This window comes from Rickettsia tillamookensis (genome assembly GCF_016743795.2).
GTDB classification, from domain to species: Bacteria; Pseudomonadota; Alphaproteobacteria; order Rickettsiales; family Rickettsiaceae; genus Rickettsia; species Rickettsia tillamookensis.
In genome coordinates this window covers 735,210-748,094 of record NZ_CP060138.2, presented here as the reverse complement: position 1 = coordinate 748,094, position 12,885 = coordinate 735,210, and the positions used below count along the sequence as shown (strand labels likewise).

Below are 12,885 nucleotides of genomic sequence, written 5' to 3'. Positions count from 1 at the left end.
GTTTACAAATTAATATGATCATAATACCGATATTAAGCATTTTTGGGTTTTCGTCTTTTTTTGCTAAATATTTCAAAACAAAATTGACCTTTACTATTCCTATAACAATCAGCATATTAGTACCGATTCTATATTGCTTTGCTATATTAAAGCTATTACCGGCTGCAACATATGTAAGTTATTTCATCGGTGTATTTTTGGCTTTCATGTCATTCCTGCGTAAGCAGGAATCCAGAAAAAATATAATTGAAATCATCGTATTTACTTTATTGATTCTTTTGTTTTTTCTTTATACAAGAGAGGCATCTTTGCATGCTTATGACGATTTTTCGCACTGGGGAATATTTACTAAAGAATTGTTATATTTCGGTGTTTTTGAGAATCAGTCTTCGTTAACTTCCATTATTACTACTCATGCCCATTATCCAAGAGGTGCTGCAGTTTATCATTACTTCCTGCTTTCACTTTCAGGTTATTCGGACGGTAACGTATTATTTGCACATTTCTTATTACATTTAGCATTTCTAGCTCCTTTAGCCGCAAATAAGAAATTATGGCAAACCTGGGTATTATTTTCGCTTTTACTTTGCAGCGTAGTATTATATACAACCGGAATTCGCTCTATATATAACGATAGTACTATCGGTTTGATGTTTGGAGCTATTTTTGCAATTTATATACTTGAGGAAGACAAGAAGAAAGCATTATTGCTTATTTTACCTATTACGATATTGCTTGCCTCTTTTCGAGAAATTGGAACATGGTTTGCAAGTTTTGCTTCAATAATTCTTATAGCTCATTATACAATTTTTTATAAAAAACCTAGAAAATCAAGCGATTATATTGTATATCTGATACTACTTATCTTGCCGATTTTGTGTAATTTTATTTGGATGAGTTATTTTAAAAGCACTCATGATTTTTTGGACAGAGGCGAACATAGTTTTAGTAAGTTAATATATATTGCTGAAAATTTTAATGAACAGCATAGAGCATTATTACTAAATTACGGTAAATTTCTCTTGTTATTCTTAGTAAAAGAAGGAAGTTTTGTTGTATATACTATTTGTATAGCAGCATGGTACGGAATTCATAAATATAAACCGAATTTGCTGAAAGAATATAAATTTTTTCTGATAAGTATTTTTGCTTGTTTTATAATTTTTGCCTTGTGGCGATTATATTTATATTTCTTTAATTTTAGTTATGAAGAAGCAATTAGAGGAGCATCATTACTTAGATATCTAGGATGTTATGTTATAGCTATCGGAATGATTGCAGGTTCATATGTTAAAAATAGTATTTTCTTAAATAAGCAAAATAATAAAGAATTATTTATATTCTTTCTGCTTCTTGCTATTTCTACGTTTTCTGTAGTAAAAAATATATTAAGAATCAAGCACTTAAACGTAGAACAAAAGAATTTTATCCAACAAACGACAGAAATTAAAAAACTATTGAAGCAAGGAAATAAAATTGAATTTAACTTTAGCAATAAGAAAGATAATTTACAATGTTATATATTAAATTATAATCTAGCACCGTATTTAGGAAAAAAATCTTTACAAGAATGTATAAAAGCTCCTAAAGAAGCGATTATAGAAATAGAGGAAGAAATGGTATACGCTCCTTTTAAAAGTTGAGTTGTTGCGTGGATCAAAAAACGTACTCGGTGTCATACCGTGGCTTGTCCACGGTATCCAGCAAAATAACTAAAAATACTAATATTATTAGTATTTTTAACTGGATCCCGTGAATAAATCACGGGATGACATTAAATAACAAAATCACTAATAGATTTTAACAACAATGGATATAAAATATAATTTAGCTGCTGCTTATCAAATAATGGCATATTTATCGCTGGATGATCATACTTATACGCATCTATCCGCAAGACCTAAAAATGCCGATTTTTACTATATTTATCCTTTTGGACTAAGGTTTGAAGAGGTAACTACAGAGAATCTTTTAAAAGTTAGTTTAGACGGAAAAATTTTAGAAGGGGAAGAATATCAATATAATAAAACCGGTTACTTTATTCATGGCAGTATTTACAAAGCACGTCCTGATATTTCCGCTATTTTTCATTATCATACTCCCGCAAGCATCGCAGTTTCTGCTTTAAAATGCGGGCTTTTACTGTTCAGTCAATGGGCGTTACATTTTTACGACAGAATATCATATTATGATTATAATTCTCTAGTGCTAGATGCCAACAAGCAAAGCACTAGACTTGTTAATGACCTTAAGCAAAATTATGTGATGTTACTTCGTAATCACGGTGCTATTACCTGCGGCAAAACTATTCATGAAGCTATGTTTTATACTTACCATTTAGAACAAGCTTGCAAAACACAAATACTACTAAATTCTATAAAAGAACAAGAGCTTATAACCCCTTCCGTAGAAATATGTAAGCAGACGGTAAAAGACTTATTATCGTTTGAAGAAGATTTAGGCAAACGTGACTGGGAAGCTTGGCTACGGCTTGTAAAAATGTGATCACAACACCACGACTCCAGCAGCTTTACTTGCTTGTTTTAAGGATTTATCAAGGGTTGCTATTGGTAACCCACAGCGTAATGCTAACTCTAAATAGCTAGCATCATAAAGTGTTAATCCATACTGCCACGCTAAATCCATTGTTTCAAACCATGTGTGCTCTAAGGTTATTTGATCAACTTTGATGTAAATATCTTTTAAAGTATAAATTGCTTGGTGGCGTTGATTGGAAGTAAGACGTTTTGCTCGCTCTGCACATAGTAATACATTTCCAATCTCAAGCCCCCAAATAGAAGGAACGATTGCTCCTTCTTTTATCGTTTTATCTAATATTCCTAAATTTGCTACTTCATCAGGCATAAGCCAGGATAAAACTACTGAAGAATCTAAAACAAAAGAGACCATTTTTTACTTCTTACCCTCGTTTTTGTAATTTAGCCATACTTCTAAATCCGATGGTTGTAAATTAATTTCTTTTGCAAGTTTTCGAAGTCTAAGAGCTGCAATGTTTGCAATCTCAATATTATTATGAGAATCAATAGGAACAATTTTTGCAGCAGCTTTCCCTCTTTTAGTAATTAAAATTTCTTCACCTTTACTAGCTCGGTCTAATAATTTAGAAAAATGGGTTTTAGCATCAAAGGCTGTAATTGTATTTTTCATATAACTGACTAGTTAGTTAACTAGTCAATTATAACATATTCTAAATTCAAATGTCAAAAACTTTACAGATAGCCTCTTAATGCTTACAACCGCTACCGTGAATATGTGGAGGATAGAGTTTTATATGCTTTAACATCTTTTTAAGGAGTGTATCACGCTTAAGTTTTGATAAATAATCTAAGAAAGTTTTGCCGTTTAAATAATCTATTTCATGCTGAATTACAGTTGCTAAAAAGCCTTCTGCTTCTAGCTCTTGCTTATTACCGTTATAATCAAGATATTTTACCTTGATTGCTTTTGATCGTGTAATAGATGCTTCAATGCCTGGAAACGATAAAGAACCCTCAATAAAAGTTTGTTTTTCTTCGGAAAAATAAGTTATTTCCGGGTTAATAAAAACTATAGGCGATGATTTATTATTTTCATGTAGGTCAACTACCGCTATACGCTTTAATATTCCTACCATATTAGCACCCAAGCCCACTGCCCTTTCTATATGTAAAGTCTGAAGCATTTTGTCAACAATAGTACGAATATTATCATCAACAATGTCTATATATTCTGCTTGTTTTTTAAAAATATCGTTTGGTGCATAGACTATTTGGTAGTAAGGTTTATTTTGATTCATAGTATACTCGTTGAACTTGAAAAATTGGCTACGTCGTCTTTGTAAGTCCTCGGATGCTGAACGTTTTAGTATACGCTCCGCTCCTCGGCTTACAGACTCCTTGCTCTTTTCCAAGTTGTACCGAAGTATCCCAACTCTTCATTTCACAGGAGTATATTATATTTATTTAATTACAATAGCTGACAATATATTCTCATTATAAGGTTGTTGCAAGTGAAATGAGCGTCTTCTACTTGGGTATTTTAACGGATTTATGTAAGTATCTTCAGCAATATTTTTTATATCTTTAACGCCTGCTTCTTTAAGTTTTAACTCTACAAAAGCCGGTAAATCAAACATATAATGATTTTCTTTTATCGAGTTTATAAAAAACTGTTTATTGTTAATATCTTTACTTAAGAAAGCTTTATAATATTCATCATCAACCTCATATGAACTTTGATCTATAGCAGGACCTATAATTGCTATTAAATTCTTTGCTCCTTTTTCTATCATTTTAGTAACTATATTACTAATAATATTATTTATACTTCCTTTCCAACCCGCATGTGCCGCTCCGATTATTTTACCGTCGCCGCTTGCAAGTAATACCGGTACACAATCTGCCGATTGTACCGCTAATACTAAATTTTTCTTAGTTGTAATGCTTCCATCTGCTTCAGGTACTGCTATTATGGACTCATCAGCATTAACAATTTGATTGCCATGTACTTGATTTAAAATTAAAATATCTTGTGCTTTAAAATAAGTAGTAATAGATTTTTTGTTTTCAACTATTTCTGTTTCATTTATAGAGTTATTTTTTTTTATATATCTATGACTTGAATTATTGAATGTTTTATCAAAAATTTTATAATAAACTGATCCGTTTATTAATCCTTCCATGAAAATACCCCATATTAATTATAATAGTTTTATTAATACTTTATCCGGTCGTTTACAAAAAAATAAACAGCTAGAAAAAATAATAGCACAATTTCATCAAGACTATAACCTAATCCCTATTATCGGCGTAGAAATAGAGTTTTATTTAAGTCACAATATTGATATAGCTAAATTTGAAATACTTTCAAGAAAATACTTAGCTAGATTTAAAATTTCTAAAATAAAAAAAGAAAAAGGCAATAACCAATTTGAAATAGATCTTCCTCCTTCTGTAAACCTAATACAATATATAAAAAATATATTAGAGGTTAAAACTATTTTAAAAAAAATGGCACAGCAGTTAAACGGTTATATAGATTTTTCTCCTAAGCCGTTTTTGGATGATTATGGTAATAGTATGCATTTTCATATTAATTTTAATTCTGAGCTTAATGATTATTATATAATTTTAGCAGCACAAGGGCTATGTCACTATATGTTAGACACCCTACTCGCTTTTATGCCGACTACTCTAGATTATTCACGGTTAAATAAAAAATTTATGGCTCCTACACATATATCATACGGTGGAAATAATAGAAGCGTAGCTGTACGAATTCCAAATTCTTTTCCTAAACGTTTAGAACATCGCTTATCTTCTCCTGAAACCGATCCGTATATAGCAATTTTTACTATTTTAAAATCAATATTGTTGGCTTTAAAATCTCCAAGTTCGCTCCAAAAAATAGAAAAAATTTATGGGAATGCTTTCGATCCGCAATATAATTTAACTCCATTACCTACATCATCTCAGGATAGCTTTATGTTATTTAAACCGGAGTTTTTTAAATAATTTGTATTTTATTCGCAAAACCTAAAAACTAAAAAATAATTGTTTTTTTACAACTAAAATAGAGATTGATACAAAGTTTTAAATATAAAACTGCCGAAATTGTTTCAATTAATTATTTTATTTTTGTAAAACTAAATACTTATGAAGTGCTTTAAGCTGCACTTCACTCTATATTTTCATAATTTTTCATTAGATAATTAAATTCCGCACCATAGATAAATATCATATTTATAATATAGAAGAATATTAATGTAACTATTATACTACCAAGGGAACCATACATTAGATTTAGTTGATTGTAGTAGACTATATATGTTGAAAGTAAATAGCCGCTTATTATCCATAATATCACAGTTAATAAAGCCCCTGGAAATACATCAATAAAATTTAGCTTTACATTAGGTAATATATAATACAAAGATGAGGCACCTAAAAATAATAAAATTAAAATTAAAGAATATCTTATAAAATTTAAAATGATCTTATATTTTTCAATGGTCTCTAATATTATCGGAATTTTTGTAAATAATATTGGAATCACCACTAAAAGAAACATAGTAAAGGTAATCAAGGCACTAATTATAAGAAACTGTATAATACTAAGTAATCTTCTTCTTATATAAGGGGGGGGAGATTTTATTTGATATACACGATTTAAAATAGTCCTTAAACATTCTACAAAAGAAGAAGCAGTCCAAATACTGCCTACTATGGCAAGATTCATTAAACTTTGAGGAGGAGCACTTAGTAGTTCTCGTATTCTCTTTTCTATTGATTCCGTTGCTTGTTCCGGAAGACTCTCTAGAAAAATTTGTATAAAATTTTGACCAAGTTCTGAAGCTCCTAAAAAGCTTGTTAAAGCTAATAAGAATACTAGGAAAGGGAAAATAGATAAAAGTATCATGAATGACATATATCCCGAATGTTCAACGCCATCATCTTCTATTGTTCTAAATAAGGCTATGTAAAGACAATTAAAAATTTTTCTCATTATAAAAGCTAAGTTGTTATTATTAATTTTATATTTAATCTTAAATAAGTTCGCTGTAAATAATTAATTTATAATTAAAATGAAACTATATTTTATCCTTGATTTGAAATATTAATATAGAAATGAAATTTCCCCTTGCATTAATTTTATATTTTTCTATAATACACCAAAATTTGGTTTTTTTATAAATTGCAATTTATAGGACTGTTAACAAAATAATTTTAAAGTTCTTATTATATTGTTATTTTATAGTTGCTTATAATATTAATTTATGGTATTATTTCTACTTACAATTGGATAAGTTTAATGGTATAAAATTATTAATAACCACATGTTTTATAATAATATAGGATAATATCATTTTTGTTCAAAGAAAATTTTTAAATATAGACATAATTAGTAACCAAGGAGAAGATAATGGGTAGAAAAAACGATATTATACAAAAAATCGATAGTTTTATCGGTAAGAAAATTTATTCTTTAAGACTCGCTAAGGGGTTGTCTCGTCAACAACTTGCTGAAGTAATTGATGTTACTCATCAACAATTACAAAAATACGAAAAAGCAATTAATAGAATTTCTGTAGGAAGACTAGTACTAATCGCAGAAGCTTTAGATAGGAATATTGATTATTTCTTTGAAGGTCTAGAAGAAGCTAATAAACCGCAGCCTGTACATACTCAACATCAACGTATGTGCATTGAAGTTTCAAGAAATTTTATGAAAATTAATAGCACGGAAGAACAACAAGCCGTTAATAATCTAGTAAAATGTTTAGCCGGAAAAGAAAAACTAAAAACTAACGCATAAAGGCACGCTGATCTCCTGATTATGTTTTGATATCATTTATGTCATTCCCGCGGAAGCGGGAATCCGGAAAAATAACTTTAATATAGATATAGAAGTTACATATTTGATAAAATAAACATATAAAAACTTAGTTTTTATATGTTTTACTAGATTCCCGCTTTTAGCTAGGAATGACATTGCTTGCCTTTATAACATACAGCATACAAATCTTGATTAGCGTGGCGGAAAGGAAGACTCTCTTTTAATAGGTGTTGATTTATTTAAATTTTCCGACTGAATAATGCTATCTCTTGCATTCATTAATGCTCCCATAATTTTTATATTATCTTTAATATTAACTCTATCTCTTCCTACTACCATTTTAGCTTTTTCAATATCCGGCTCATCTTTACTTATAGGTTTTAATTCAGACTGTCCTGATACTACCCTTACATCTTCTGTTTTAACATTAGGGTTTTCAATTGCTTCTGCTCGTTTTTGTGCTTGTTCTTGTAATAACTTATCTATAGTTTGTAAACGTATCTCTTTAGATAAAGTTTTATCATCAATTAAATTAGCTTTAATAAAACTTTGCTGTTCTTCAGTAGAAGATTTAGTACCAAATTCCTTTACCAGCTCATCTACTTTTTTTGTTGATTCAGCTTTTTTTTCTTCAAGAGTTTTAAGATTACCATCTGGAGAGAGCATAGCACGAAAATTATTGACTTTCTCAATTGCAAGCTTAGAGATATCATTTAATATACTGGAAGTTTTTTTCACAACTTCTTCTTCTGAGACTTCACGTTTTTCAGGATGAGCATCTAAAACAGGCGGAATAACATTTTTTAATGCATCCGCTACATCTTGAGCTTTGTTATATATATCATCACGAGGCTTAGGTTCTTCTAAATTCTGTCCTTTTAACCCTTCAGTTAAATTTTGAGTTTCTCTTTCTAAAGCTGCCTCACTCGCTGCATCTTTAAGAGCTTGTTTATCTTCCGGTATAGCAGTACTCTTATCAATCCCTCTAGAAACAGCTTTAGTCATTTCAGAAGTTATTTCAGGACCTCCTTTGCCTTCATAAATACCCTCTATTAACCCTTTAGTCATTAACTTTTTATCTTCCAAATCTGTTATACTTTCGGCTACTCCTTTTTCTACGGATTCTATAGCAGAAATTTTTTCTGTAGGTGCTATAGTTTTATGACTAGCTATAGCTTTTCCCATACCTTTAACAATGTCTGCTTTATCTTGACCGTTCAAAGGACTCTCAGCAACTACCTTAGTAATATTTTCAAGTGTTTCACCTTTTATTTCTGCTTTAATCGGACTATCTAAAACCTTTGTAGTAACATTTTGTATTGCCTCAGTTTTAGCGATAGTATTAAATGCAGGGTTAGCTAAAATACCTTGTACCTCTGTTATTTGGGCATTTTTAGTTTGTTCTGCTGTAATCTTATCTAAATTCTGCTGCATCAATTGTTGTTGTTCCGGACTGAGAATTTGGGCTTCTACACCTTTCTTTAATACAGAACCTAATAATTTTTGTTTTTCCGCATTGCTTAATTCAGAGGCATTAACCTTATCACCTACTGCTATAAGCATTGTCCCTTTATCTTCAGTAGAAAGGTTACTTTTTATTACAGCATCCGTAATACCGTCAATTGCCGTAGCTCTACTTGTATCATCTTTAAGACTTAAACCGACATCTACTGCCTTTTCTAACATCTGCTGTTTTTGCTTCGGTTCAAGATTCTCTGAATTTAAAGCAATAGCTACCGTACCTTCAAGCATTTTTGATTTTTCTAGGTCTGGAGTATTTTGATCATTTTTTATGGTTTCTAATACCGCATTTACTCCAGCTACTTTTGTATCCGGTGTGAGGTCGTTATTATTGACCGTATTTTCAGTTAAAGCAATGATATTAGCCTGCTTTTCAGCAATATCACTTTTCTCATTATTAAGAATTGCCGTGGCTGCTTCGTTAATTAAATCAATTTGTTTATTACCGTCTTTTTCTTTTGTTAAACCTGCATTTACATAATTTAATAAATCTTGCATACTGGTTGATAAAGCCGTAGCTGCATTAAGGAGGTTTGGATTCACTTGTTGCGGCTGTGGCATTTGTGAAGTCTCAGGTTGCAGTGGTTGGCTGGCAGGAGTAATTGGCGGCACTTGTGTAGTGGTAGGCGTTTCAATAGATGATTTTAATTCTTGATTCGGAGTTATTATTGGTTGTGGTGTTTCCTGAGATCGACCTTGTACCTTTGTTAAATCTTCAGCTATAGTTTGTGATAAGTCAACGCTCTGCCCTTGGTTTAGTTCTATCTCTTGCATCATTTCTTGATATTTACCGCGTGTTACCGCAAGTGTATAAATTTCTCCGCCATGCTCAATATAAGCTACCGCATCCGGTCCGTCTCCGGCAAATTTTAAAGGTTTCGGCGAGCTTATTTCTTTAAGTTGAGGTTTACCGTTTGGTCCCTCTTCATAGTGAGCGGTAAAATATACTGCTTTATCTTTAGAAGGCTTTGTGCCATCGGCTTTTAATGCTACCATTGATAGATGCATTGACCCATCGGCTTTATCAAGTTTTATAGGAAAATCTATTTCTCTATATGAATTGATTTGAACCTGAGTACCGTCTTGTTTAGCTACAGTAAAAGGCTTAGTTTTAACAGTTGTTTCATTTAAGGTACAGAGTTCATCGCCTGCATCATTTCTAACTACCGTGGCTCTAAGATCGCTTGCACTTATTTGGTTTTCCCACTGTACCGGCTTAAATCCACCCTGATATCCATTAGCGGCACTATATGTTGAGAGAACATTTTTATAGCCAGCTATTTCTATTGATTCTAATTTCTTTTTAAGTTCAGGATTTTCTAAAGCCTTATCAATAAATTCTCTATTAGCCGGATTACCGAAAAAAGCACTTAATGTTTTATCTTTTTCTTTTTCCTCTTCTATTTCTTTTCTTTTTTGTTCAGCTAAATCACGGTCTGCAAGGGCTGCTAGGTCTTTTAATATTTGCTCTGCTATCTCATCTTTTTGCGGTTGTATAATTATTTCTCTTACAGCCTTGGTTATTGGGTCTGATGTCTGACCGTCAGGGGAAATACTGCCCGATAAGCTACTGATTGAAGGAGTAGATTGAGTAGAAGATGCAGGAGTAAAGCTAAAACCATCCTCAGCTGTATCTAGTGTAGGTTGGGCAGGAGCAGCTTGTTCTTGTTTTTTTTCATCTATATCGGATTCATATCCTTCATCATTTTCATATCCAGTATTATCTTTACTCATAAAACCTCTAATTTAACCAAAAATTAATTAGCACAAACTGAATGTCATACCGCAACTTGATAAGCGTTGTTGCATAGCTACCAAATCGTCATTGCGAGGAGCGAAGCGACACGGCAATCCAAAAAAAATAATAAAAAAATTCTGATTTACAGAATTTTTTTTCTTCCTTGCTTCGTCAAATTACTATGTAATTCTTCTCGCAATGACGGAAAACCGATCCACGCAGGCAATGCTGCTACGGGATGACACATTACTTATAGTTTGTGTTATACTGTCAAAGATAGTATATAGAGATTTTAGTAATATCAAGAAAAAATTGATATTATTATTGAGAAAATTTAATAGAATTTTTATATTCTTTATTGAGTTCTTTAGTTGCCCAAAGCCAAGTTAAGCAAGTAATTATAAATATAATCATTAAACAGATGGAAATAGATTGATAACTAGCGGAAGGTAATATTATAAATACCAATGATTGTAAAAATGCACTACCTGATTTACCGAGTTTTGTACCTATCACGTCAGCAGCAGCTTTACCTTTTATTTTTATTTCCGGATCTAAGGGAACATAGGCCATTTCTTTTGTTGAATCAAATAAGGTATATTTGCTTGATTTACTAAGTACATTTTGAATAGCACCTATTGTTATAGCAATTAAAGCAGGATCAGTTAGAATAAAATTTGCTATTATTAAGCCGGCAAATCCTTCAAAGTTATTAACAGCAAAAAATAATATACCGGTAATAAAAACTATTAAAGGTGTGATAACAGCCGCCGTAAACCAGCCAAGTCTTCTAACTATATTTGAACCAAGTACAACAAATAAAATAGTAAATACTCCCGTGTAGCTCAAATAACTTCCTATAAAAGCTGCATATTCGGTTGGAGTTTTATAAATTTTAGTAGCTGCTGCTTTCCAAGGACCTTCTACTAAATTAATGGCAATGCCATAGCAGATAAGCAAAGTTGCAATTAATCTAATATGCCTTGACGATAGAATCATCTGAAAACTTTCAGCAATAGTCATAGATTTTTTCTTTGCTTTAAATTTGAGTAACGCCATATGCTCTTTATCTAGTACTTTATGATTAAGCAGCCAAAAAGTTTTAATAGCTATTATGCCTAAAATTAGTACTATAGTTAGTATAATTTGTATAGAAAGTGTATGAAAAGACGATTGCAATGCAAATTTATTAGTTACGTAATCATTAATATTACTTAGATTTTCTAAAAACTGCCCTGCTAAATAAATACCCGTTTGGCTTAATAAACCGAATAACGGATAAAATCTTTTAGATTCTTCCACTGTAGTAATGTTATTAACAAACTGCCAAAAAAGTAATGCAAAAACTACGTTTGGCCATAATTCAGCAATTATATAAAATAGCGAAAAACTCCATTTTGATAAAAGCAATATAAACCATTTTAAATTAGGTAAACTTGCCGTTAAACTTTGAACGGTTACAGGGCTTAAATGCAGTATTTCATGATTTGGAAAAATAACGTAAGCAAAAAGAGCAAAGAATGCCAAAAAAATTGATATAATAAGATAAAATATATTCTCTGCTTTCATTCTATTAACGAGTTTTACATAGATAGCAGTCATTAAGAAAGCTGATGGCATCACTCCCCAAAACTTCAAAAATGAGATAGTCTCGGCACCTATCATAGTAGTAACAATACTATCTTTTAAAGCTCTGATTAGATTTTGGATAAATAAAATACAGAACATTAATAAGGTGATGAATAAAAATTTAGAAACTTCGTGGCGTTTTATAGGCCAGATATAATCGGTAAGTTTGGAAAAACGGCTATTGATTTTAGAGGGAGGATTTTCTATATTATCTGAGTTAATCGTCATTATTTGGTCTAACCTATATCTTGCTATTGGCTAGAATTATATATTAAAGATTTTCTAAACTTAAGTCAAGGATATACTCGTTTAATTTGAGGTATTAACTAAAAAGAGTTGATATCGTCATTGCGAGCGAACTTTAGTTCGTGTGGCAATCCAGAAAAATTAATAAAAAATGCTAAAATTAGCATTTTTTTACTGGATTACTTCGTAATTCTTCTCGCAAGGCATTGTTGCGTGGACTGGTAAAATCCACTGTGTCATCCCGTGGCTTGACCACGGGGTCCATAAAAATAATAAACAAATACTAATAATTTTAGTATTTTAACTGGATCCCGTGGTCAAGCCACGGGATGACAGAGGTGAAATTGATCCACGCGACAATGTCTTCTTGCAATGATGAAAAAATTTTAAGTTATCAACCCTTCATTTTATGGAAG

At 31.2% G+C, this 12,885-nt stretch carries 11 protein-coding genes; 4 read left to right on the top strand and 7 right to left on the bottom strand.

Features of this window, described 5'->3' with window-relative positions; all coding sequences use genetic code 11:
- Positions 1–14: 14 nt before the first annotated feature.
- Together H6P87_RS03585 and H6P87_RS03580 are read left to right on the top strand one after the other, a co-directional pair.
- Entirely contained in the window at positions 15–1,643 is a 1,629-nt protein-coding gene (locus H6P87_RS03585; protein ID WP_202068258.1) for a hypothetical protein, read from the top strand.
- A gap of 166 nt (positions 1,644–1,809) precedes the next feature.
- Positions 1,810–2,505 carry a class II aldolase/adducin family protein gene (locus tag H6P87_RS03580; RefSeq protein WP_202068256.1) on the top strand — a complete coding sequence of 232 codons (696 nt, stop codon included), beginning with the start codon at positions 1,810–1,812 and terminating at the stop codon, positions 2,503–2,505.
- Here the strand turns inward: H6P87_RS03580 and H6P87_RS03575 are convergent, their stop codons facing one another.
- The 4 genes from H6P87_RS03575 to pgeF all read right to left on the bottom strand — a co-directional run bounded on the left by H6P87_RS03575 (position 2,506) and on the right by pgeF (position 4,681).
- Positions 2,506–2,910 carry a type II toxin-antitoxin system VapC family toxin gene (locus tag H6P87_RS03575; protein ID WP_202068254.1) on the bottom strand — a complete coding sequence of 135 codons (405 nt, stop codon included), beginning with the start codon at positions 2,908–2,910 and terminating at the stop codon, positions 2,506–2,508. It abuts the gene before it with no gap.
- Positions 2,911–2,913: 3 nt separating this feature from the next.
- Positions 2,914–3,168, bottom strand: a complete 255-nt coding sequence (locus tag H6P87_RS03570; protein ID WP_202068252.1) for a type II toxin-antitoxin system Phd/YefM family antitoxin — start codon at positions 3,166–3,168, stop codon at positions 2,914–2,916.
- 76 nt (positions 3,169–3,244) lie between these two features.
- Positions 3,245–3,796, bottom strand: a complete 552-nt coding sequence (gene def / locus H6P87_RS03565; RefSeq protein ID WP_202068250.1) for a peptide deformylase — start codon at positions 3,794–3,796, stop codon at positions 3,245–3,247.
- Between the two features lie 162 nt (positions 3,797–3,958).
- Complete coding sequence (gene pgeF / locus H6P87_RS03555; RefSeq protein WP_202068248.1) at positions 3,959–4,681, bottom strand: peptidoglycan editing factor PgeF; 723 nt, start codon at positions 4,679–4,681, stop codon at positions 3,959–3,961.
- Between pgeF and H6P87_RS03550 the strand changes: the two genes are divergently transcribed.
- Positions 4,680–5,513, top strand: coding sequence for a type I glutamate--ammonia ligase (locus tag H6P87_RS03550; protein WP_202068246.1), 834 nt, complete (start codon positions 4,680–4,682; stop codon positions 5,511–5,513). The genes pgeF and H6P87_RS03550 overlap by 2 nt on opposite strands.
- 163 nt (positions 5,514–5,676) lie before the next feature.
- On the opposite strand, the gene H6P87_RS03545 is transcribed toward H6P87_RS03550, so the two are convergent.
- On the bottom strand, positions 5,677–6,504 hold the full coding sequence (locus H6P87_RS03545; RefSeq protein WP_202068238.1) for a YihY/virulence factor BrkB family protein: 828 nt from the start codon (positions 6,502–6,504) through the stop codon (positions 5,677–5,679).
- Positions 6,505–6,921: 417 nt separating this feature from the next.
- Here H6P87_RS03545 and H6P87_RS03540 point away from each other — a divergent pair, with 417 nt between their 5' ends.
- Positions 6,922–7,314 (top strand): helix-turn-helix domain-containing protein, encoded by a 393-nt coding sequence (locus H6P87_RS03540; RefSeq protein WP_011271056.1) that lies wholly within the window; start codon positions 6,922–6,924, stop codon positions 7,312–7,314.
- 213 nt (positions 7,315–7,527) lie between these two features.
- Here H6P87_RS03540 and H6P87_RS03535 read toward each other — a convergent pair whose 3' ends face one another.
- Both H6P87_RS03535 and tlc4 read right to left on the bottom strand, forming a co-directional pair.
- Entirely contained in the window at positions 7,528–10,590 is a 3,063-nt protein-coding gene (locus H6P87_RS03535) for a Sca4 family spreading effector (RefSeq protein ID WP_202068236.1), read from the bottom strand.
- Between the two features lie 325 nt (positions 10,591–10,915).
- Positions 10,916–12,451 carry an NTP/NDP exchange transporter Tlc4 gene (gene tlc4 / locus H6P87_RS03530; RefSeq protein WP_202068234.1) on the bottom strand — a complete coding sequence of 512 codons (1,536 nt, stop codon included), beginning with the start codon at positions 12,449–12,451 and terminating at the stop codon, positions 10,916–10,918.
- Positions 12,452–12,885 lie beyond the last annotated feature (434 nt).

Bases quoted from the DNA above. Each gene is read 5' to 3' on its own strand.
- H6P87_RS03585 (WP_202068258.1), top strand. From the start codon at position 15: ATGATCATAATACCGATATTAAGCATTTTTGGGTTTTCGTCTTTTTTT.
- H6P87_RS03580 (WP_202068256.1), top strand. From the start codon at position 1,810: ATGGATATAAAATATAATTTAGCTGCTGCTTATCAAATAATGGCATAT.
- H6P87_RS03575 (WP_202068254.1), bottom strand. From the start codon at position 2,910: ATGGTCTCTTTTGTTTTAGATTCTTCAGTAGTTTTATCCTGGCTTATG.
- H6P87_RS03570 (WP_202068252.1), bottom strand. From the start codon at position 3,168: ATGAAAAATACAATTACAGCCTTTGATGCTAAAACCCATTTTTCTAAA.
- def (WP_202068250.1), bottom strand. From the start codon at position 3,796: ATGAATCAAAATAAACCTTACTACCAAATAGTCTATGCACCAAACGAT.
- H6P87_RS03550 (WP_202068246.1), top strand. From the start codon at position 4,680: ATGAAAATACCCCATATTAATTATAATAGTTTTATTAATACTTTATCC.
- pgeF (WP_202068248.1), bottom strand. From the start codon at position 4,681: ATGGAAGGATTAATAAACGGATCAGTTTATTATAAAATTTTTGATAAA.
- H6P87_RS03545 (WP_202068238.1), bottom strand. From the start codon at position 6,504: ATGAGAAAAATTTTTAATTGTCTTTACATAGCCTTATTTAGAACAATA.
- H6P87_RS03540 (WP_011271056.1), top strand. From the start codon at position 6,922: ATGGGTAGAAAAAACGATATTATACAAAAAATCGATAGTTTTATCGGT.
- H6P87_RS03535 (WP_202068236.1), bottom strand. From the start codon at position 10,590: ATGAGTAAAGATAATACTGGATATGAAAATGATGAAGGATATGAATCC.
- tlc4 (WP_202068234.1), bottom strand. From the start codon at position 12,451: ATGACGATTAACTCAGATAATATAGAAAATCCTCCCTCTAAAATCAAT.